This is a genomic window from Neorhizobium lilium (genome assembly GCF_004053875.1).
Classification (GTDB): domain Bacteria; phylum Pseudomonadota; class Alphaproteobacteria; order Rhizobiales; family Rhizobiaceae; genus Neorhizobium; species Neorhizobium lilii.
Genome location: NZ_SBIP01000005.1, coordinates 173,553 through 195,005, shown reverse-complemented (window position 1 = coordinate 195,005; position 21,453 = coordinate 173,553). Strand labels below are relative to the sequence as shown.

Here is a 21,453-nt window from a genome sequence, read left to right as displayed (position 1 = left end):
CCATGGCGCTCAATGACGATATCAGGCTGCTGTCGCAGGTGCCGCTCTTCAAGGAGTTGGACGCCGACCAACTGCGGCTGATCGCGTTCGGCGCCGAACGCCGCGTTGTTGGCGCCGGTCAGGAGCTGTTCCGGGAGCGCTCGCCGGCCGAAGCAGCCTTCATCGTCACCAAGGGGCGTTTTGAGCTTTACGTGACGGATCGCGAGGGAAACGTCAGGTCCGAAAAAGAGGTCGGGCCTGGAACGCTTCTCTCCGAGCTCGCGCTGGTGACCATGGTGGAACGCAAGTTCACGGCAATCGCGGTCGAGGACTCTGAAGCCTTGAAGATCAGCCGCTCGCTCTTTCAGCGCCTGCTGGAAGAATATCCGCAGGTGGGTCGCCTGATCGAAAGCCGCATCCGCGACAACATTTCCAATCTGGCGAAAGCCGCAGCGGCTATGGGCTACCGCTTCCGATAAGCGGCTGTATCTTCAAGCCAGCTTCAGAATTTGAAGACGGCGGTGACCGGAACGTGGTCCGATGGCTGGTTCCAGCCCCGCGCCTCCTTCAGGATGTCGATGCGCTCGAGAAACGGCCCGAGATCCGGCGACGACCAGATATGGTCGAGACGACGTCCTTTATCGGCGGCTTCCCAGTCCTTGGCCCTGTAGCTCCACCAGGTGTAGATCTTGGCGGGTTCCGGCGTATGGTGCCGCATCAGGTCCAGCCAGCCGCCTCTGGCGATGATGTCCTTCATGCCTTCCGTCTCCACCGGGGTATGGCTGACGATCTTGAGCAATTGCTTGTGCGACCAGACGTCATTTTCCAGAGGAGCGATGTTCAGGTCGCCGACGAGGATGGAAGAAACACCCGGCATGTCCGCCTTCAGGGCCTTCATCTCCTCCACGAAATCGAGCTTGTGCCCGAACTTCGGATTGACGCTGCGATCGGGTTCGTCCCCGCCGGCCGGCACATAGAAATTGTGCAGGCGTATGCGCCGCGAACCACGCTCGAAAATCGCCGAGATATGCCTCGCATCGCCGACGCCGCAGTAGTTCTGGCGGTGATCCTCAAGAAGCGGCACCTTCGAAGCGATCGCCACTCCGTGATAGCCCTTCTGGCCGTGAATGATGATGTGCTGGTAGCCCAGATCCTTCAGCGGCTGCAGGGGAAATTCGTGCTCCTGGCACTTGATTTCCTGCAGGCAGAGAATGTCCGGCTTGTGACGAACCAGGAACTGCGCGACGATCGGCATACGCAGCCGAACGGAGTTGATGTTCCAGGTCGTTATGGAGAAAGTCATGCTTTACCTCGGCTGTAGCGCCGAGGTTCTAAAAAACTATATGCCGCATGAGAAGCGAAAAGTTCAATCCTGACCGGCATCATCCTCAGCCGGGCTTGCGAATCTCGTCGTAAGGGATGGCGAAGACCTTGCCGTCCATGCTCACGCCCTCCCGGACATTGTAGACCATCACCGACGTATCTTTGTTCTGCGCATCCGTGATCGTCCACTGGCGCAGATCGAAGGTCTTGGAGTCGAACATCATGGTAATGGTGGAATCGCCGAACACGCTCTTGTTGCCGAGAACGATCGTCGTCAGATCGCTTTCCTGCTTCACGTCGCGGACCATCTGGTTGCTGAGATCGATCTTGCTCGACAGGAGCAGGCTGAGCGGCGTCTTGGAGAGCGGATAGAGATCCCAGGTCTTCAGCTTGGTATTGCCGATCGCGACATTGTTGCCATCGGCAATCACGCGTACCGGCGAAGGATCCTCGAAATTGAAACGCAGCTTGCCGGGGCGCTCGATGAAGAACTTGCCACCGGTCTGCTCGCCGCGCGGGCCGAACTGCACGAATTCGCCCATCATGGTCTTTACAGAAGAAAAATGGTCGGCGATCTTCTGTGCCGCAGCGCCGTCGACGCCCTGGGCAAGGCCCAGCGTCGGCGCCAGCGACGCCGCAGCAAGACCTGCGAGGCCCAGCGCAAACTGCCGGCGCCCAATGGCGAGGGAAAGGGTAGGTATCTGGTTCTTCATTCAGGTCTCCTTCCCTGCTTCTTGACGACGAAACGCGGCGCCTTGATGACAGCCGCGCTCGATCACGAAGCTCTTACCGTTCCAGAACATCCGCCTCGGTCGGCACGAGGATTTCGCGCTTTCCCGCATGGTTGGCAGGCCCGATCAGCCCTTCCTTCTCCATGCGTTCGATCAGCGAGGCTGCACGATTGTAGCCTATGCCGAGACGGCGCTGGATATAGGACGTGGATGCCTTGCCGTCGCGCAGCACGATCGCCACTGCCTGATCGTATGGGTCTTCCGAATCCGAGAGGTTGACGGTTCCTGCCGGTCCGGCGCCGTCGCCATCCTCGTCTTCATCGGCCGTGATCGCTTCGAGATATTGGGGCGACCCCTGAGTTTTCAAGTAGGCGACGATCTCCTCCACTTCGATATCCGAGACGAAGGGTCCGTGGACGCGCTGGATGCGCCCGCCGCCGGCCATGTAGAGCATGTCCCCCATGCCGAGCAGCTGTTCCGCACCCTGCTCGCCAAGGATAGTGCGGCTGTCGATCTTCGAGGTGACCTGGAAGGAGATGCGGGTCGGGAAATTGGCCTTGATCGTGCCGGTGATGACATCGACCGAAGGGCGCTGCGTCGCCATGATGACATGGATACCGGCCGCGCGCGCCATCTGCGCCAGACGCTGGACGGCGCCTTCGATATCCTTGCCGGCGACCATCATCAGGTCGGCCATTTCGTCGATGATGACGACGATATAGGGGATCGGCTGGAGGTCGAACTCCTCCGTCTCGTAGACCGCCTCGCCGGTCTGGCGGTCGAAACCGGTCTGTACGGTACGGGTCAGCACCTCGCCCCGTTCGATCGCCTGCTCCACGCGGCTGTTGAAGCCGTCGATATTGCGCACGCCGATCTTCGACATCTTCTTGTAGCGCTCTTCCATCTCGCGCACGGTCCACTTCAGCGCCACCACCGCCTTCTTGGGATCGGTGACGACAGGCGAAAGCAGATGCGGAATGCCGTCATAGACGGAGAGTTCGAGCATTTTCGGGTCGATCATGATCAAGCGGCACTTCTCCGGCGTGTAGCGGTAGAGAAGCGACAGGATCATGGTGTTGATGGCGACCGACTTGCCCGAACCGGTCGTACCGGCAACGAGAAGATGAGGCATTTTGGCAAGGTCTGCGACCACGGGCTCGCCGCCGATCGTCTTGCCGAGCGCCATGGCGAGCTTGGCTTTGCTGCCTTCGAAATCCTTGGAGCCGATCATCTCGCGCAGATAGACCGTTTCGCGCGTCCGGTTCGGAAGTTCGATGCCGATCGCATTGCGCCCCGGCACGACCGCGACACGGGCTGCGATCGCGCTCATCGAGCGGGCGATGTCGTCGGCAAGGCCGATGACGCGGGAGGACTTGATGCCCGGCGCCGGCTCCAGTTCGTAAAGCGTGACAACCGGGCCCGGACGAACATGAATGATCTCGCCCTTGACGCCGAAGTCTTCCAGCACGCCCTCGAGCATGCGGGCGTTCTGTTCCAGTGCGTCGGCGGAAAGCGAGGTGTCGCGCGCCACCGCTTTCGGCTCGGCAAGCAAATGGATGGGCGGAAGCTGGAAGCCATCCGGCGACAGCAGAGAAGTCTGTGCATCGCGGGCGACGCGGGCGCTGGGCTTGGGCGGCGCGGCAGCTGGTATCACCCGCGGCTGGCTACGGGCGCCACCGGCAGACGGCGGAACACGGGAGGTGACGAAGGGGGCATCCTCGTCGTCGTCGGATAGAATTCCAGCCGGGCGCTCCATGTCAAAGGGCGGATCGTCATCGTCGAAGTCGCCGCCGGCGATAGGCGGTGCCGCAACGACACGGCGCGACGCGACAGGCTGCTCGGCCGGCCCATCGAGCGAGGGTTCCATACGCCGGCCCGAAGGCGCGGCCTTGGGACGCGACGGCTCGTTCAGCGTGCCGAATTCGTCGTCGTTGAAATCATAGGGCTGGTCGAAACCGATCCGGGCCTGCGGCTTGATGCCCGCAAGCCGGCGCATACGCGCCTGAGCGATATACCAGTAATGGGTGATGGCACCGAATGCCAGGAGGTTGGACAGACGGGCGAGTAGCCCGTCCTCGTCGTCCTCTTCCTCGACCTCGTCGCGCCGTGAGCGCCCCTTTGCCGCTGCGACCGGCTGGTCGTCATCCTCGGACTCGTCCTGAAAAGCTTCCCCCACGAGACCCGATGCAAACAGCATCAGCCAGACGCAAGGGATGGTGAAGATGCAGCCCAGCACCATAGCAACGATGCCGGTCGGATAGGCGCCGACGAAGAGCGCCGGAAACCGCAGGATCATATCGCCTATGACGCCGCCGATACCGTTGGGAATCGGCCAGGTTTGCGGGGCAGGAAAGCATCCCAAGGTTGCCGAGGCCAGCAAAGTGCCGCCGCCCCAGGCCGCAAGCCGGGCCGGAATACGGTCATAGCGGCGCCCGGCAATCAGCGCCAGGGATAGCGCCAGCACCGGCAGAAGCGCAAAAACGCTGGCAAGCCCCAGGAACTGCATCACCAGGTCTGCGAAGACGGCTCCGGGATGGCCGAGAATATTGGTCGGCGGATTGTCTGTGGCATAGGAAAAGCTGGGATCGGCGACATTCCAGGTCGCCAGGGCCGCAACGGCAAGCGCAAGGGCGATGAAGACGGCGAAGCCTCCAAGCGCAAGCGCCTGGCGCCAGAGAAACGCGGTGAGTGCCAAGCGGGTCGAATGGTGTGCCATCGCCGCCGAACTGCTTCTGCCCATCGTGTCTGCCCGCCGTTTCTGAAACGCAAGATCCGGCGCGAATCGGCAGCTGCCGGTTGCTCGCGCACGTCAGATCGAAAACTACCGTGACGATGGTTAATACCGCTTTAACCACAAGAGCCCAGCAGGCCCTGCATTTGACAAAAGAAAAGCCCGGATCGAAATCCGGGCTTCACGATACAACCTGAACATGAAGACGGCGCCGGGGCGCCGCCTCTATTACGAGGAGTGATAGGCGGCTTCGCCGTGGGTTGCCAGATCGAGGCCTTCGCGCTCGGCCTCAACCGTGACACGCAGACCGACGATGACATCGACGACCTTGTAGAGGATCGCCGAACCGATGCCCGACCATAGGATGGTGGTCAGGACGCCCTTGGCCTGCGCCCAGACCTGGGTTGCAGTGCCGGCATAGGAAGCCGCGAAGTCCGGTGTCGAGTAATCGACGATGCCCGCACCGCCCAGAGCCGGGTTGACGAGGATGCCGGTGCCGAGGGCGCCGATGATGCCGCCAACGCAATGGATGCCGAAGACATCGAGCGAGTCGTCATAGTTGAACTTGTTCTTCACGACGTCCACGAAGAAATAGCAGACCGGGGAAACGATGAGGCCAAGAACGATCGAGCCCATCGGACCGGCAAAGCCGGCAGCCGGAGTGACGGCAACCAGGCCGGCAACGGCACCCGAGGCGGCGCCGAGCATGGAGGCCTTGCCACGAGAGAAGGTCTCGACCAGGCACCATGCGACGGCGGCGGCGGCGGTTGCGACGAAGGTGTTGATCATCGCCAGCGAAGCATAGGAATTCGCTTCGAGGTTCGATCCGGCGTTGAAGCCGAACCAGCCGACCCACAGCATGGAAGCGCCGACCATGGTCAGCGTCATGGAGTGGGGCGCCATGATGTCCTTCTTGTAGCCGGTGCGCTTGCCCAGCATGATCGCGCCGACAAGGCCCGCAATACCGGCATTGATGTGAACAACTGTGCCGCCGGCGAAGTCGATCGCGCCGTAGGAGAAGATCAGGCCGCTCGGACCGCTATAAGCGCTCGGGCCGCCCCAGAACCAGACCATGTGAGCCATCGGGAAGTAGACGAAGGTAACCCACAGGATGACGAACAGCATGACCGCCGAGAACTTGATGCGTTCGGCGAAGGCGCCGACGATCAGGGCCGGCGTGATGCAGGCGAAGGTCATCTGGAAGCAGATGAAGGTGAGTTCGGGAATGGCCACGCCCTTGGTAAAGCTTTCGGCAAGGCTCGTGGTGTTGACGCCGGCCAGGAACATCTTGGATAGGCCGCCGACGAAGCTGTTCAGCGAGCCGCCGTCGGTGAAGGCGAGCGAATAGCCGTAGGTAACCCAGATGATCATCACGACGCAGGTGATCATGAAGACCTGCATCAGCACGGAGAGCATGTTCTTGGCGCGCACGAGACCGCCATAGAAGAGGGCCAGTCCGGGAATGGTCATGAACAGCACGAGGACGGTGGAAACCATCATCCAGGTGTTGTCGCCCTTGTCCATGGTCATGGCCGGGGCTGCAGCCGCGGCCGCCGGTGCGGCAGCATCCTGCGCAAAGGCGGCAACGGGCGCGAGCAGGGCCGCAGCAGCGGCGCCGATCCGTCCCAGAGTGGAAAATTTAGTGGATTGCATAGTTTGAAGACTCCCCTGTCAGCCGTGCTTAAAGCGCTTCAGTGTTGGTTTCGCCGGTACGGATGCGCACGGCCTGCTCGATCGAATAGACAAAAATCTTGCCGTCGCCGATCTGGCCGGTCTTGGCAGCGGATGCGATGGCTTCGACGGCCTTCTCCACCAGGTCCGTCGGAACGGCGATCTCGATTTTCAGCTTGGGCAGAAAGCTCACCGCATATTCCGTGCCGCGATAGATTTCCGTATGTCCCTTCTGGCGCCCGTAACCTTTGACTTCGGTCACGGTCAGGCCCTGGATGCCGACCGCCGTGAGGGCTTCGCGCACCTCATCCAGCTTGAACGGCTTGATAATGGCCATCACGATTTTCATCTGGCTTCCCATCCTTTGATTGTCTCGGCCAAAGCCGACTCTCCTTATCGCCGCCGGATCATGACAACGACTAGCCGGATACATTCAAAGGCCGTGCCAGATTGGATGAACGCCGCAACTCCCTGAAAACAAAAGATTTAACTGATAGGCATCAAAAAACGGGCACCAAGGCCCGCCTTAAATGAATAAATAAAGGGCAAATTGAAATTTTTGCACAATTATCGTTCATCTGCCTTTTTACGAATCAGACCCTCCTGGGCGACCGAGGCGATAAGCTCTCCAGCACGGGAATAGATGCTTCCGCGGGTCATGCCGCGAGATCCGGACGCACTTGGACTGTCCTGGGTGTAGAGAAGCCAATCGGCCAGATCGGCCGGGCGATGAAACCACATTGCGTGGTCGAGGCTGGCAGCCTGTATCGACGGGTCGAAGATCGAGGTCCCGTGCGGGTACAGCGAAGCGTCGAGCAGCGTCATGTCGGAGATATAGGCGAGCACCGCCGCCTGGATATGCCGGTCGCCAGGCACCTCACCCAGCGTGCGCACCCAGACATCCTGCCGCGGCTCCAGCTTGTCCTTCGTCATGTAATGCACAAGCGAGGTCGGGCGCATTTCAACCGGGCGCTCTCGCATGAAATAACGACGCACGGCCTCAGGCGCCTGCTGCAGAAAAGCTTGTTTGAACTCCTGTTCGCTCATCAGCTTTTCGGGAGCGGTCACATTGGGCATGGCAATCTGGTGGTCATAGCCTTCCTCTTCCACCTGGAAAGAGGCGGACAAAGTGAAAATCGCCTTGCCGTGCTGGATGGCGAGCACCTGACGGGTGGTAAAGCTCGACCCATCCCGAATGTGATCCACCTGATAAAGGATCGGCACCGAAGGGTCTCCGGGGCGGACGAAATAGGCGTGCAGCGAATGCACGAAGCGGTTCGGATCCACGGTCCGCTGTGCCGCGACGAGCGCCTGCGCCACCACCTGTCCGCCGAAGACCCTCTGCCAACCAACCTGCGAACTGGTGCCGCGATAGAGGTTTTCCTCGAGCTTTTCGAGATCGAGGATCGCAAGCAAGTCTTCCATGGCCGTTGAAGATTCGGGCGGGCGCGACATTATGACGAACTCCGGTGATAGGAAGCGGGTGCTGGATGATCTATATGGGTGACCTGACATTCTCAAGTCTCACGGGAGCTTAGGCATATGCTGGACATGCTGGTTGTAGGGGGCGGATATGTGGGGCTCGCGGCTGCGGTCGCGGTCAAGCAAGCCGCTCCGCATCTGCAGGTGGAGGTCGTGGAAGCTGCGCCTGCCGGTGTCTGGGAGAAGGACGAGCGCGCCTCCGCCATTATCGCGGCGGCAAGCCGCATGCTTAGCGTCCTCGGCGTCTGGGACGAGATTGCGGCCAATGCACAGCCGATCAACAGGATGATCGTTACGGACAGCCGGACTTCGGATCCGGTGCGGCCGGTCTTCCTGACCTTTGGCGGCGAAGCGGAGGAAGGCCAGCCTTTCGCGCATATGGTGATGAACGTGGACATGGTCCGCGCCCTGCGCGGCGCAGCCGAGCGGCTCGGCATCGCCATCCGCCATGGCCTCTCGGCCACAGCCTTCCAGACGGGCAGCACCCGCTCCACTGTCTCGCTTTCGGACGGTTCAACCATCGAGACGCGGCTTCTGGTCGCCTGCGACGGGGTTCGATCGAAACTTCGTGACCTGGCGGGCATCCGCACGGTCACCTGGAATTACGGCCAGTCCGGCATCGTCACCACCGTAGCGCATGAGCGGCCGCATGACGGCGTTGCGGAAGAGCATTTCCTGCCCTCCGGCCCCTTCGCCATCCTGCCGCTGACCGACAACCGTTCCTCGCTCGTCTGGACGGAACGGACCGCAGACGCAGACCGGCTGGTGGCATCCGACGATCTTGTCTTCGAGGAGGAGTTGCAGCGCCGTTTCGGCAACAGGCTGGGGGACCTGCGCGTTGTCGGCTCCAAGCGCGCCTTCCCGCTCGGGCTGACCCTGGCGCGCGCCTTCGTCGCCCCTCGCCTGGCATTGGCGGGAGACGCTGCGCACGGAATTCACCCGATTTCGGGCCAAGGCCTCAACCTCGGCTTCAAGGATGTCGCGGCGCTGGCGGAAACCGTGGTAGAAGCAGACCGGCTGGGTCTGGATATCGGCGCGCTCAACGTGCTGGAGCGCTACCAGACCTGGAGGCGCTTCGACACCTTCCGGATGGGCGTGACGACCGACGTCCTGAACCGGCTTTTTTCCAACGACATCACGCCGGTGCGTATTGCTCGCGATTTCGGCCTGGGCCTTGTGGAGCGTATGCCGAAGCTAAAGAGCTTCTTCATCGATCAGGCCGCCGGCAAGGCAAACGATGATGCACCGAAGCTTCTGGCAGGACAGGCCATCTGAAGTGGATGGGGCAGCCTTGCGGGTTCAATCCTCTATCTTGCGGGCTTCGGACACAAGCATGATCGGAATGCCGTCACGGATAGGATAGGCGAGCCTGGCGCTCTCCGACACCAGTTCGTTCGTCTGCCGGTCCAGAGACAGCCGGCCCTTGCTCAGAGGGCAGACGAGAAGGTCGAGAAGCTTCGGATCGACATTGCTCAACCTCTCGTCCATGCCGGCCCCTTACTGAAGAATAGTGTCGGCATCGTTGGTGCCGCGCGCCAGAAAGATCTCGGTAATGGCAACAAGCGTATCGGCCCGCGTCTTCAAATCCGGCGCTTCCAGCAGGGCCTGCTTTTCCGCCGGGCCGAACGGCGACATCATCGACAGGGAGTTGACGAGAGTGCGGTTGCCGGCGCGCTCGACGCTTTCCCAGTCTGCCTCCAGTTTATTGGCGTCGAGATAGGCGCGGAAGACGCGCAGCAGTTCGTTCCGGTTGACCGTTTCTTCATCGTCGTCTTCTGAGAGGTCGGACATGAAGGGTGCAATCTTGAAGGTCCGGTACGGATGCCCTGCTCCCACCTCTTCCATCAGGCGGACACGGCAGACGCCGCTGATCGAGGCAATGTAGCGCCCGTCCCCGGTTTCGGCAAAGGATGTGATGCGCCCGATGCAGCCGACCGGTGCGAGCGCCGGACGCGACGCATCCTGCTGGTCTTCGCTTTCGGTCAACGATGGTTGCACGACGCCGATCAGCCTGTTGCCGGAAAGGGCCGCATCGAACATCGCCAGATAGCGCGGCTCGAATATATTCAGGGGCAACTGCCCCCCTGGCAGAAGCAGCGCTCCTGTCAGAGGAAAAACAGGCACGATTTCCGGAATATCTTCCCGCTTCAGATACCGGGCATTTCCCACATTCATTGGTCCGACACCTCCCAGACCATGATCAAAAATCGGCTTATCCGCCGCTCCGGATTATGTGGGGCAACGGCCGAAGAACGCAAGGTTATCCGCGCGATAAACCCAGAGCGCTTCTAAGAGAACAAGATCGAGGACAGCCGGCGGCGCGCGGAAATCGTTGCCGTATCCTTCGGACCCCAGACCTCGAAGAACTCCAGAAGCTGGCGGCGGGCGCCGTCATCGTCGAAGCTGCGGTCCTTGCGCATGATCATCAGCAGATGCTCGGCCGCCTCTTCGCGCCGACCCTGGACATTAAGGATCTTGGCGAGCTTCATGCGGGCCTCGTGATCGTCCGGGTCGAGCGCGAGCTGCTGCTCGAGCGCAACCGGATCACCCAGCTTGCGCGCCTCCTCGATCTGCTCGATCTTGCGGGCGACGCTCTGGATCGCCGGATCCTTGGCGAGATCCTCTGGAAGCGAAGCCAGCATCTGGCTGGCGCGGCCCGTATCGCCGAGCGCGATCAGGCATTGCATCATCCCGGCAGCCGCTTTTGCATTTTCCGGATCCGCCTGCAGCACCGCGCCGTAAAGCTGCGCCGCCCCCTGAACATCATCGCCGCCAAGCAAGGCCTCGGCCTCCACCAGCACCGACTCGATTTCCGCCGCCTGATCGGCCCCGGCGGGCCCTGCGACCTTGTCGATGAACTCCCGCACCTGGCTTTCCGGCACCGCGCCCATGAAGCCGTCCATCGGGCGGCCGTCAAGGAAGGCAATGACTGCCGGGATGGACTGAATGCCGAGCTGGCCGGGGATCGTCGGATGGTCGTCTATGTTCATCTTGACGAGCTTGACCCGTCCGCCGCTTTCGTTGACCACCTTTTCCAGAACCGGCGTCAGCTGCTTGCACGGACCGCACCAGGGCGCCCAGAAATCCACGAGCACTGGCTGGCGACGCGACTCTTCGAGCACGTCCTTTGCAAATCCTGCCGTGCTGGTGTCCGACACATAAGTGCCACCGGGGGCAGGTGCCGAACCGGGAGCGGCGGGCGCAGCACCGAAACTCGCGGACGCCGTCATCTGCCCGCCATAGGAGCCGCCATAAGGATTGTCGCTACCGCTCATGAATGTTCTCCCGGATCGCTTGGTGTTCGTGTTCTAAATCTCGCTCACAGATCGTATGTCAGTCTGTCACTTTCAAGACAAGCGGCCTGTGCCCCGTCGCTTCCAGGAAGCGGATGAGATCGTCGCGGGCAATCGAGGTGGTGGCATCATTGGAAAGCGGATGACCGTTGATGATATCGTGCTTCATCAGGTCTTCGTCGAGCACGAAGGTGACATTGTTCCCGATATCGTTGAACGCGCCGAAAACGGTGACGGAGCCGGGCATGACGCCGAGATATTCCAGCATTTTTTCCGGCTTGCCAAAGGAAACGCGGCTCGACGCGCCGATGATCTTATGGACCGTCTTCAGGTCCACGCTGGCCCGTTCCTCCACGGTCAGCACGAAATACTGGTCCTTCTTGTCCTTGACGAACAGGTTCTTGGTATGGCCGCCGGGGATTTCGTCGCGCAGGCTTTCCGATTCCGCAACCGTGAAGACCGGCGGATGCGTCTTTGTCGCGTGCGGTATTTCAAGGCTGTCGAGAAAGGCAAAGAGGTCGGCAGGCGTCTTGGGATGAGAGGTCATGGCAATCAAGGGATCCGGTGAATGGCGGCCGGACTATAGAGAGATTGGCCTAGGTGGCCAAGGCAGCGCTGCGACATCGTGAGACCCGATGCAACCACAGGACCTGTATCGGCCCGCAGCCGGCTTTGCCCCCTGAGAGGCAAGGCACGGTCTCCCGCTCTGGACGCCGCTGGCGCGGTGGGAAACTTTCTTCAGCCACGTCGTCATTTCCCTGTTGCATTTGAAAAAACTCTGGGCCATATAGCGCCCGTCGGCGGCAACGAGCCACTGACCCCACGGTTCAGCGAACTACCCCGGACCGGTGGATTTATGAGCGGGCGTAGCTCAGGGGTAGAGCACAACCTTGCCAAGGTTGGGGTCGAGGGTTCGAATCCCTTCGCCCGCTCCAAATTCCAGAAATAATCTGATTTTCAGGCTGCCGAGAAGCAGCAGCGGCGTCGCCGATGGGTCCGCTGTCTCTTCAAGCGAGGCGCGAGGCGCAACCCACCGGCCGACCCCGCCATCTCCTAAGCCTCAAGCTTCAAGCTTCAAGCTTCAAGCCTTTGAAAACAGGTAATCCGTTTCCTGGCGCAGGACTTCGCCGGGGCGCAGCACGGCATTGGGGAAACCGGGATGGTTGATCGCATCCGGCCAGATTTGCGTTTCCAGACAGAAACCCGCGAATGGCGGATAGTGGCGCCCTTCCAGCCCAGCGACCGGGACATTCATCTTGAAGCCGGAATAGAGCTGCAGCCCCGGCTCCGTCGTGCGCACTTCAAGCGAGACGCCGGAATAAACGCTGCGCGCCAGCGCCACGGGCCGTTTCGCGACGCGCTCGGTTGACAGGCAGTAATTATGGTCGAACAGAACCTGTTCGCCATCGTGGACGCGGTTCATCGGACCCATTTCCCGAAGATCGAAAGGCGTACCCGCTACAGCCATGAGCTCACCGGTCGGTATCTGCCGCTCGTCCACGGTGACGAGGTGATCGGCTGCGATCATGATGTCATGGCCGAGTGCATCTTCGCGACCGTCGAGGTTGAAATAGGTGTGCTGACAGACATTGCAGAGCGTGGGTGCATCGGTCGTTGATTCATAAACCACCGAAAGCACGCCCCCTTCCAGAAGCCGGTAGGTTGCCGTCACGGTACAATTTCCGGGATAACCGGCCCGTCCGTCCGGATCGGTAATGCGAAGCACGACCGTGTCCGCCGCATGTTCGACAATAGTCCAGTTGCTGCGGCCAAGCCCTGTCACACCGCCATGCAGATGGGTCACGCCGTTTTCGTTCAGTTCCAGCTGGTGGGCCTTGCCGTCCAGGGTAAAGCGGCCATCGCCGATGCGGTTGGCGCAGCGGCCGGGCGTCGCTCCGAAGAAGGGCGAATGCACGGGATAGGCGTCGAATGTCTCGAAGCCCAGGACCAGCGGCGGCTGGTGGCCGTCCAGCCGCAGATCCTGGATGATCGCGCCCCAGGTGATGACCTTGGCCGTAAGCCCGCCTCCGGCAATGGCGACGCGGTAGACCGGCTCGCCCTCGCCCGTTCGGCCAAAAACCTCGAAATCCTGATGCGCCATGAGAATCCTCCGCCAAATGACCGGCGGACACTGCGCGATTTACCGGCAAGCTGCAACGGCGCCGGCTGAAATTTCGCAAGCTCTCGGAGCACGGTTTCAGGCGGCGCTTTCGGTGCCGATCTTGTCGAGGTCGTAAGGCGTGGTCTGGTAGATCTCGTTGATCCAGTTGCCGAACAGCAGATGGGCATGCCCGCGCCAGCGGTTGAGCGGCGTCAGCGTATCGTCGTTGTGCGGGAAATAATCATGCGGCATCTTGATCGGAATACCGGCGTTCACGTCGCGGAAATACTCGTCCGCCAGCGACGTGGAGTCGTATTCCACATGGTTGAACATGTAGAGGCGACGGCCCTTCTTCTCGTGGACGAGGCAAAGACCCATCTCGTCCGACTCCATCAGGATCTCAAGTTCCGGGCGCTTTTCCACGTCCTCGCGCCGCACTTCGGTCCAGCGCGATACAGGGACCTGGAAATCGTCTGAGAAGCCGTTGAGGTAGATGGACGAGGGCGCAAGATTGCGGTGGCGATAGACGCCGAAGGCTTTTTCCCTCAGTTCGTATTTCGGCACGCCATGAAAATGGTAGATCGCCGCCATGGCGCCCCAGCACACATTCATCGCCGAATGGACATTCGTCTGCGTCCACTCGAAGATCTGCTTCATTTCCTCCCAGTAGCTCACCTCCTCATAGGGAAGCGTCTCGATCGGCGCGCCGGTGATGATGAAGCCGTCGAACTTGCGGTGCTTCACCTCTTCCCAGGTCTCGTAGAAGGAGAGCAGATGTTCTTCCGAGGTGTTCTTGGCCTTGTGGGCCCCGATCCGCACGAGGGACAATTCGACCTGCAGAGGCGTCGCCCCCACCAGCCGCGCCATCTGCAGTTCGGTCTTGATCTTGTTGGGCATGAGATTGAGAAGGCCGATCTGCAGCGGACGGATGTCCTGCCGCACGGCGGCGGTCTCGGTCATCACGCGCACACCTTCCTGCACAAGGGTGCTGAAGGCAGGCAGGGTATCGGGAATCTTGATCGGCATGGCACAACCCAACAAAGAAAAGACCGCCGGCAAAAAATCGCGACAGGTCCGTGGGAAGGCGTCTTCTCGCGGCCCTTTAGCGACTTTTTTTACGTGGCTGCAAGCCGGCCGGCCAAATCACCACGGAATTCACGAGGAGAGAAATAAGCCTTGCTCCCCGAGAGGTCAATGGCAGCAAAATCATCCGGAACCTTGAGAGGGTGAAAGCCATGCTTTCCCTTTGGCCCCGCTTTGCGCTATTGGCAGGGCCCATGATCCGATCGACCTACACCATCCTTCTCGGCGGCGCGCTTCGCCTGACCGAACGCCTTGAAAAGGCCGTTGCCGGCAGCCGCTTCATTGCCGCAGACGGCGGCATGCGGCATGCGGCGGCGCTTGGCGCCGTGCCCGAGCTCTGGGTAGGGGATTTCGATTCCACCGACGGCGAGCTTCTTGCCCGATGGCCGGACGTGCCGCGCCAGCCCTACCCGCCCGCCAAGAACGAAACCGACGGCGAGATCGCGACCGCCGAAGCGATTGCACGCGGAGCTGACCGGTTGATTTTCGCAGGCGCCCTGGGCGGAGAACGCAGCGATCACGCGCTGCAGCATCTGTTCCATGCGATCAGCCTCGCCATGAAAGGGCTGGACGTGCTTCTGACCTCGGGAGACGAGGAGGCGGTGCCGCTACTGCCCGGCCATGTGAGACTTGACCTTCCCCAGGGGTCCTTGTTCTCGATCGTCGGCTTCTCGGCGCTGGAAGGCCTCGACATCCTTGGGGCACGCTATCCGCTGAACGACTTCCACCTTCCCTTCGGCTCTTCGCGCACCGTATCGAACGTTGCGGAAGGCCCGGTGGAGATCCATTTGAAAAGCGGCAAAGCCATGCTGCTTGCCCGCCCTTACGACTTTTCCGGAGCTTGACCTTGGCGCCTCCCATTTTGAAACTCGACGACATCTTCCTGAGCTTCGGCGGCCCTCCCCTTCTCGCAGGCGCCGGCCTGCAGGTGGAGCCGGGCGACCGCATCTCCCTCGTCGGCCGCAACGGGTCCGGCAAATCGACGCTGATGAAGATCGCCGCCGGCATGGTGGAGCCGCAGTCCGGCGAAGTCTTCCGACATCCGAATGCGACGATCCGTTACCTGGAGCAGGCGCCGGATTTCGGCAGCTATTCCACGGTGCAGGCCTATGCGGAATCGGGGCTCGGACCGGGCGACGACCCATACCGTGTCACTTACCTCCTGGAGCATCTCGGCCTGACCGGAGAGGAAGACCCGAACACCCTGTCGGGCGGAGAAGCCCGCCGTGCTGCGCTGGCGCGGGTCATGGCGCCGGAACCCGATATCCTGATGCTGGACGAGCCGACCAACCACCTGGACCTTCCCACTATCGAGTGGCTGGAAGACGAATTGCGCAAGTCGCGCAGCGCGCTCGTGGTCATTTCCCATGACCGACGCTTCCTGGAGAAAGTGTCCAATGCCACCGTCTGGCTCGACCGCGGCACGTCGCGCCGGCTGGATCGGGGCTTCGGTCACTTCGAAGTCTGGCGGGACGAGGTGCTGGAAGCGGAAGAGCTGGAGCAGCACAAGCTTGGCAAGGCGATCGAGCGCGAGGAGCATTGGCTGCGTTATGGTGTCACCGCGCGGCGCAAGCGCAATATGCGCCGCCTCGGCGATCTGCACACCATGCGCTCCAGCTACCGCGGCCACAAGGGGCCACAGGGTACGATCCAGGCGCAAGCCACCGAGGGCCGGGAGTCCGGCAAGCTTGTGGTCGAGGCGGAAAACATCACCAAGAGTTACGAGGACCGCGCCATCGTGGCGCCCTTCTCCATCCGGGTCCATCGTGGTGACCGCATCGGTCTGGTCGGCCCGAATGGCGCCGGCAAGACGACGCTGCTGAAGATGCTGACGGGTCAACTCGTACCGGATTCCGGCATGATCAAGCTCGGCACCAATCTTGAAATCGCCACCCTCGATCAGAAGCGCGAGGATCTCGACCCGGAAGATACGCTGTCCCATTATCTGACGGATGGTCGGGGCGAGACGCTGCTGGTCAACGGCGAGCAGCGGCATGTCGCGGGCTATATGAAGGACTTCCTGTTCCAGCCGGAACAGATCCGCACGCCGATCAAGAACCTGTCCGGCGGCGAGCGCGCCCGGCTGATGCTGGCCCGCATGATGGCCAAGCCATCCAACCTGCTGATCCTGGACGAACCGACCAACGATCTTGACATCGAGACGCTCGATCTGCTGCAGGAGATCGTGGCCGGCTATAACGGCACCGTCATCCTCGTCAGCCATGACCGCGACTTTCTCGATCGCACGGTGACCTCGACCATCGCGCCCGCCAATCCGGATGCGCCCGACGGACGCTGGATCGAATATGCCGGCGGCTATACGGACATGCTTGCACAGCGCAAGGGTGCGGCCGACGAACGCCGCCGCGTTGAAAAAGCCGAGAAGACGAGGAGCGACACCGGCGCTCCTGCAGCCGACGCGCCGAAGAGGAAAGGCAAGCTTTCCTACAAGCAGACGTTCGCGCTCGAAAACCTGCCAAAGGAGATGGCCAAGGCCGAGGCCGAAATCGCCATTCGTGAGAAGAAGATGGCCGATCCCAATTTCTTCGCCAAAGACCCTGCCGGTTTCAACAAGCTCGCCGCCGAGATGGAAAAGCTGCGCGCAAGTATAGCCAAGATGGAAGAGGAGTGGCTTGAGCTTGAAATGCTGCGAGAGGAGATAGAAGGTTAACTTTAAGATTTTGCTAACCTTAACAAATAGTTATGCACAATTTTATTTGTCGCGAACCGGAACAATTCTGTCCCACGGGTCGTTCGGAGGGGAAATAACGGTCGACATGTCTGCTTGACTGAAACGGCCGGCTCGGAACCGATCAATCAATAGGGGCGTCCAATGCTGACCAATGTAATGCGTCGTCGGCTGGCCAGTGAAGCGATGGATCAACGAGTGCTGATCGTGGAGGACGAGTTTCTGATCGCCCTCGATGTCGCGGAAACGATCGAAAGCATGGGCCTGAAGGTGGCAGGTTTTGCCAGCGCCCGGAAACATGCGCTTGCGCTCGGCGCCGTTGCCGATATCGCTCTTGTCGACGTCAACCTGTCCGATGGGCGCACCGGCCCGGAGATCGGCCGTGAGCTTGCGGAACAGTACGGCGTGACCGTGATCTTCATGACCGCCAATCCGGAAGACGTGGAAGACGGCGTAGAAGGTTTGCTCGGTGTCCTCACCAAGCCGGTCATGCCGCAGGTCGTGGAAAAGACCATCGACTATGCCATTGCAAACCGGCTTGGCGGCATGGCGATTGTCCCGCGGGAACTGCGGGTATTCCGGCACAACCACGCTTGAACACGAGGCTCTTGCCAGCCCGTCATAGGGCCGCTACATCTCAAGTCGATCTAACGGGGTGCTTTGCTTCAAGCGCGTCAGGTGGATGGGAGAATTGCTCCTTTTCGATCCTGACACGCTCTTAAGCTTAGCTGAGAGGCGTAACGCCAACCCGCGGAACCTGATCCGGTTAACACCGGCGGAGGGATTAGACGGCTCTTCATCAGCGCCTATTCCCCGTGCAACACGACAGAGGAAGCGCCGATGCGCAACACCATCATTTCCATTCTGGCGGCATTAGCCGCATTCTCCCTCGCATCTTCGGCAAGCGCCGAGCAGAAGACGCTGACCGTCTACACCTATGAGAGCTTCACCTCGGAATGGGGCCCCGGCCCCAAGGTGAAGGAAGCATTCGAAAAGACCTGTGGCTGCACGCTCAATTTCGTCAGCGTGGAGGATGGCGTGGCCCTGCTGACGCGGCTGAAGCTGGAAGGCGACAATACCAAAGCGGATGTGGCTCTAGGTCTGGACACCAACCTGATTTCCGAAGCCAAGGCAACCGGACTGTTTCAGGCATCCGGCATCGACACCGCGGCGATAAAGGTGCCGGGAAACTACAGCGACGACACCTTCATCCCGTTCGACTACGCGCATTTTGCCGTCATCTATGACACGCAGGTCGTGAAAAACCCGCCGAAGAGCCTCAAGGACCTCGTGGACGGCGACCCGTCCCAGAAGATCGCCATCGAAGACCCGCGCACATCGACGCCGGGCCTCGGCCTTCTGCTATGGGTAAAATCCGTCTACGGCGACAAGGCACCGGAAGCCTGGGCCAAGCTCAGCAAGCATATCCTGACGGTGACGCCAGGCTGGTCGGAAGCCTATGGCCTGTTCACCAAGGGTGAAGTGCCCATGGTGTTTTCCTACACCACCTCGCCAGCCTACCATATGGTGGAGGAAAAGACGGATCGCTATCAGGCTGCCTCCTTCTCCGAAGGCCATTACATCCAGATCGAAGTGGCCGGAATGCTGAAGAGCGCGCATGACAAGGATCTGGCACGCCAGTTTCTCACCTTCATGGTGTCGCCTGCCTTCCAGGACATCATCCCGACGACGAACTGGATGATGCCGGCGACCAAGACCTCGCAAGCCCTGCCGGAGGCTTTCGGCAAGCTGGTCCAGCCGGCCAACACCTTCCTGATGGGCTCGGACGAAGTGGCGAAGAACCGCCAGGCCTGGATCGACGAATGGCTGAGCGCAATGAGCGCGAAATAGCGCATGCTGACGGCGGCTGAACGACGGCGGGGCCTCAGTTACGGCGCCATCACGCTTTTTGGCGTGACATTGTTCGTCGCCGTGGCCGTTCTGGCGCTGTTGGCATGGGATGCAGGCGATACGAAAGCGAGGCTCTTCAGCGCCTATACCGCCCGCGTCCTTCGCTTCACTCTGCTGCAGGCTTTTTTGTCCACCGGCCTGTCCGTTCTTTTCGCCATTCTCCTTGCGCTGGCTCTGGCCCGACAGCCGCGCTTTCCCGGCCGCGTCTGGATCGTCCGCCTGATGGCGGTGCCAATGGGGCTGCCTGTCCTGATCGGCGCGTTGGGATTGCTTGGCATCTGGGGGCGTCAGGGGTTGATCAATGACATGCTTGCAATGGCTGGGGGGGCCGCGCCGATCAGCATCTACGGCCTGTCCGGGATCCTGCTTGCGCATGTCTTCTTCAACATGCCGCTTGCCGCCCGGCTGATGCTCGCCGCGCTCGAGCGGCTGCCGGCGGAATACTGGCTGCTGTCCTGCGGGCTTGGCATGCGCCGCCTGTCGGTTTTCCGTTTCTTGGAATGGCCGGCGCTACGGCAGGTGGCGCCGGGTATTGCAGGGCTGATCTTCATGCTCTGCGCCACCAGCTTCACGCTCGTCCTCGTGCTGGGCGGCGGCCCGGCGGCAACCACGCTGGAAGTGGCGATCTATCAGTCGCTGCGCTTCGACTTCGACCCGCCCCGCGCCATCGCACTTGCCTTTCTGCAGATCGGCGTCACCGGCCTGATCCTTGCGGCTATGTCCTTTCTTCCAGCACCCGAAGAAACCGGCATGACCGCGGGACGGAGCGTCCGGCGTCTGGATGGGCAGGGTTGGGCCGCGAGATCCGGCGACGGCATCACCATCCTGCTCGCCACCATATTTCTGATCTTGCCGCTAGCCTCCATCGCCGCCGCCGGCTTCAAAGCGAACCTCTGGACGCTGGTAACGAGCCCGGCCTTCCTCAAGGCCCTGTGGACCAGTCTGAAGATCGCAGCCATCGCAGCCCTGCTGGCGGTCACTGCGTCTCTGGCCATTCTGACCGGGCGGGAGGCCGTGGCGGATATGAAGCGGCCGGGTTCCCTTGCCCGCAGCTTCTCCGCTGCTCTTTCCGCAACATCGGCTCTCGTGCTGCTCGTGCCACCGGTCGTTCTCGGCACCGGGTGGTTTCTTGTTCTGCGGCCATGGGGTGATGTTGCCCCTTTTGCGCCGGTACTAGTGGCCATCATCAATGCGTTGATGGCGCTCCCCTTCGTCATGAGGGTGCTGGCGCCTGCCATTGAGACACATAGACGGAGGACGGCGCGTCTTTCTGAAAGCCTTGGCATCTCCGGTCTCGCGCGCCTCTGGCGAATCGACCTGCCGGTTCTCGCAAGACCGCTTCTCACCGCAACATCGTTCGCCATAGCGCTATCGCTGGGGGATCTGGGCGCAGTGGCCCTGTTCGGTTCAAACGAACTGACAACCCTGCCCTGGCTTGTCTACAGCCGCCTGTCGAGCTACCGCAGCCATGACGCCGATGGGCTGGCCTTGCTGCTTGCCATGCTCTGCCTGAGCTTGGCGATCCTCGGAACAGTGGGGCGGCGCGAGGTGGGACATGACTAGCGGGATCGGCATCGAGAACGTCAAGCTGAGGCTGGGCAGCCACGCTTTCGAGTTTCATTGCGAAGCGCCTGCTGCAGCGATTACGGCGTTGATCGGCCCATCCGGTGCCGGCAAATCGACGCTGCTCAACCTCGTCGCTGGCTTCGAAACCCCGGACGAAGGCCGGATCCTGATCGCTGGACAGGACGTTTCCGGACGTCACCCGTCGGAGCGGCCGCTATCGCTGGTGTTCCAGGACAACAATCTCTTCGCCCATCTCGACGTCTTCACCAATGTCGGCCTGGGCATCTCACCTTCGCTCAGGCTTTCAACTGCGGACCGGCAGGCGATCACTCGAGCTTTGGCCCGGATTGGGCTCGAAGGCTTCGAGAAGCGCAAGCCGGGCACCCTCTCGGGTGGCGAGCGTCAGCGCGTGGCTTTCGCCCGCGCTTTGGTTCGCAACAAACCTGTCCTGCTTCTGGACGAACCTTTCGCCGCGCTCGATCCGGGTCTGCGACTTTCCATGTCCAACCTCCTGCTCGACCTTCACCGTGAGACCGGCAATACGGTGCTGATCGTCAGCCACGATCCGCACGAAGTCGCGCGGCTTGCTGACGACGTGATCTTTGTCGAGGCCGGCCAGATCGCATGGCAGGGGACGAAGAGCGACTTCCTGCTCAAGCGGGACATGCCCGCTCTCACCCAGTTCCATCACGAGTAGACTGCGGCGCCTGCTCCCGGCCATTGCCGCCCACCCGGCGCGCTTTTCCGTGCCACAATTTGGACGTTCCGGAATGGCATCGCGGAAGTCTGCCTCAAGGCATTTGGCAAACGGCACGGTAATACATATTTCGGTAAGACTATCTGTGCATCAGACGCAAATATCGCTAAGCCGACAAGACGCAGGCATGAAGCCG

The 21,453-nt window shown here is 61.3% G+C and carries 19 protein-coding genes, 1 tRNA gene, 1 pseudogene and 2 riboswitches; of the genes and pseudogenes, 9 read left to right on the top strand and 12 right to left on the bottom strand.

Translation table 11 applies throughout. From position 1 onward, the window contains the following. Nucleotides 1-2 precede the first annotated feature (2 nt). On the top strand, nucleotides 3-458 hold the full coding sequence (locus tag EPK99_RS21740; protein ID WP_128445191.1) for a cyclic nucleotide-binding domain-containing protein: 456 nt from the start codon (nucleotides 3-5) through the stop codon (nucleotides 456-458). 23 nt (nucleotides 459-481) lie between these two features. On the opposite strand, the gene EPK99_RS21735 is transcribed toward EPK99_RS21740, so the two are convergent. The 6 genes from EPK99_RS21735 to tesB all read right to left on the bottom strand — a co-directional run bounded on the left by EPK99_RS21735 (nucleotide 482) and on the right by tesB (nucleotide 7,890). Next, on the bottom strand, nucleotides 482-1,282 hold the full coding sequence (locus EPK99_RS21735; RefSeq protein ID WP_128445190.1) for an exodeoxyribonuclease III: 801 nt from the start codon (nucleotides 1,280-1,282) through the stop codon (nucleotides 482-484). Nucleotides 1,283-1,367: 85 nt separating this feature from the next. Then, nucleotides 1,368-2,015: an outer-membrane lipoprotein carrier protein LolA gene (locus EPK99_RS21730; RefSeq protein WP_128445189.1), complete on the bottom strand. Its 648-nt coding sequence runs from the start codon at nucleotides 2,013-2,015 to the stop codon at nucleotides 1,368-1,370. 73 nt (nucleotides 2,016-2,088) lie between these two features. Beyond that, nucleotides 2,089-4,773 (bottom strand): FtsK/SpoIIIE family DNA translocase, encoded by a 2,685-nt coding sequence (locus tag EPK99_RS21725; RefSeq protein ID WP_128445188.1) that lies wholly within the window; start codon nucleotides 4,771-4,773, stop codon nucleotides 2,089-2,091. A 219-nt stretch (nucleotides 4,774-4,992) separates the two neighbouring features. Next, nucleotides 4,993-6,417, bottom strand: coding sequence for an ammonium transporter (locus EPK99_RS21720; protein ID WP_128445187.1), 1,425 nt, complete (start codon nucleotides 6,415-6,417; stop codon nucleotides 4,993-4,995). A 28-nt stretch (nucleotides 6,418-6,445) separates the two neighbouring features. After that, on the bottom strand, nucleotides 6,446-6,796 hold the full coding sequence (locus tag EPK99_RS21715; protein WP_164901838.1) for a P-II family nitrogen regulator: 351 nt from the start codon (nucleotides 6,794-6,796) through the stop codon (nucleotides 6,446-6,448). 206 nt (nucleotides 6,797-7,002) lie between these two features. Beyond that, a complete protein-coding gene (gene tesB, locus EPK99_RS21710; RefSeq protein WP_128445185.1) occupies nucleotides 7,003-7,890 on the bottom strand; it encodes an acyl-CoA thioesterase II in 888 nt (295 codons plus the stop codon). Between the two features lie 81 nt (nucleotides 7,891-7,971). Here tesB and EPK99_RS21705 point away from each other — a divergent pair. Continuing rightward, nucleotides 7,972-9,192: pseudogene (locus tag EPK99_RS21705) on the top strand (ubiquinone biosynthesis hydroxylase); the annotation flags it as partial. Between the two features lie 24 nt (nucleotides 9,193-9,216). Here the strand turns inward: EPK99_RS21705 and EPK99_RS21700 are convergent. From EPK99_RS21700 to EPK99_RS21685, 4 genes are all read right to left on the bottom strand, one after another. Next, nucleotides 9,217-9,405, bottom strand: coding sequence for a Trm112 family protein (locus EPK99_RS21700; RefSeq protein ID WP_128445183.1), 189 nt, complete (start codon nucleotides 9,403-9,405; stop codon nucleotides 9,217-9,219). A 9-nt stretch (nucleotides 9,406-9,414) separates the two neighbouring features. Beyond that, nucleotides 9,415-10,092: an LON peptidase substrate-binding domain-containing protein gene (locus EPK99_RS21695; protein ID WP_128445182.1), complete on the bottom strand. Its 678-nt coding sequence runs from the start codon at nucleotides 10,090-10,092 to the stop codon at nucleotides 9,415-9,417. Nucleotides 10,093-10,205: 113 nt separating this feature from the next. After that, nucleotides 10,206-11,192 carry a thioredoxin gene (gene trxA / locus EPK99_RS21690; RefSeq protein ID WP_128445181.1) on the bottom strand — a complete coding sequence of 329 codons (987 nt, stop codon included), beginning with the start codon at nucleotides 11,190-11,192 and terminating at the stop codon, nucleotides 10,206-10,208. Between the two features lie 58 nt (nucleotides 11,193-11,250). Then, entirely contained in the window at nucleotides 11,251-11,757 is a 507-nt protein-coding gene (locus EPK99_RS21685) for a prolyl-tRNA synthetase associated domain-containing protein (protein WP_128445180.1), read from the bottom strand. A gap of 313 nt (nucleotides 11,758-12,070) precedes the next feature. Here EPK99_RS21685 and EPK99_RS21680 point away from each other — a divergent pair. Next, nucleotides 12,071-12,145, top strand: a tRNA-Gly gene (locus tag EPK99_RS21680). A gap of 146 nt (nucleotides 12,146-12,291) precedes the next feature. Here EPK99_RS21680 and EPK99_RS21675 read toward each other — a convergent pair. Both EPK99_RS21675 and metA read right to left on the bottom strand, forming a co-directional pair. Next, a complete protein-coding gene (locus EPK99_RS21675; RefSeq protein WP_128445179.1) occupies nucleotides 12,292-13,311 on the bottom strand; it encodes an aldose epimerase family protein in 1,020 nt (339 codons plus the stop codon). Between the two features lie 96 nt (nucleotides 13,312-13,407). Further along, complete coding sequence (metA, locus tag EPK99_RS21670) at nucleotides 13,408-14,337, bottom strand: homoserine O-acetyltransferase MetA (RefSeq protein ID WP_128445178.1); 930 nt, start codon at nucleotides 14,335-14,337, stop codon at nucleotides 13,408-13,410. A 56-nt stretch (nucleotides 14,338-14,393) separates the two neighbouring features. Beyond that, nucleotides 14,394-14,471: riboswitch (SAM riboswitch) on the bottom strand. 117 nt (nucleotides 14,472-14,588) lie between these two features. Here metA and EPK99_RS21665 point away from each other — a divergent pair. From EPK99_RS21665 to EPK99_RS21640, 6 genes are all read left to right on the top strand, one after another. Next, nucleotides 14,589-15,239, top strand: a complete 651-nt coding sequence (locus EPK99_RS21665; protein WP_128445177.1) for a thiamine diphosphokinase — start codon at nucleotides 14,589-14,591, stop codon at nucleotides 15,237-15,239. A 2-nt stretch (nucleotides 15,240-15,241) separates the two neighbouring features. After that, entirely contained in the window at nucleotides 15,242-17,065 is a 1,824-nt protein-coding gene (locus tag EPK99_RS21660; RefSeq protein ID WP_128445176.1) for an ABC-F family ATP-binding cassette domain-containing protein, read from the top strand. Nucleotides 17,066-17,227: 162 nt separating this feature from the next. Next, the gene (locus EPK99_RS21655; protein ID WP_128445175.1) at nucleotides 17,228-17,680 is read left to right on the top strand and encodes a response regulator; all 453 of its coding nucleotides are present in this window, start codon (nucleotides 17,228-17,230) and stop codon (nucleotides 17,678-17,680) included. A gap of 44 nt (nucleotides 17,681-17,724) precedes the next feature. Then, a riboswitch (TPP riboswitch) is annotated at nucleotides 17,725-17,884 on the top strand. Nucleotides 17,885-17,923: 39 nt separating this feature from the next. Next, nucleotides 17,924-18,934, top strand: a complete 1,011-nt coding sequence (gene thiB / locus EPK99_RS21650; protein ID WP_128445174.1) for a thiamine ABC transporter substrate binding subunit — start codon at nucleotides 17,924-17,926, stop codon at nucleotides 18,932-18,934. 3 nt (nucleotides 18,935-18,937) lie between these two features. Continuing rightward, nucleotides 18,938-20,557, top strand: coding sequence for a thiamine/thiamine pyrophosphate ABC transporter permease ThiP (locus tag EPK99_RS21645; protein ID WP_128445173.1), 1,620 nt, complete (start codon nucleotides 18,938-18,940; stop codon nucleotides 20,555-20,557). Continuing rightward, on the top strand, nucleotides 20,550-21,257 hold the full coding sequence (locus EPK99_RS21640) for a thiamine ABC transporter ATP-binding protein (protein ID WP_128445172.1): 708 nt from the start codon (nucleotides 20,550-20,552) through the stop codon (nucleotides 21,255-21,257). The genes EPK99_RS21645 and EPK99_RS21640 overlap by 8 nt, the downstream gene beginning before the upstream one ends. Nucleotides 21,258-21,453 lie beyond the last annotated feature (196 nt).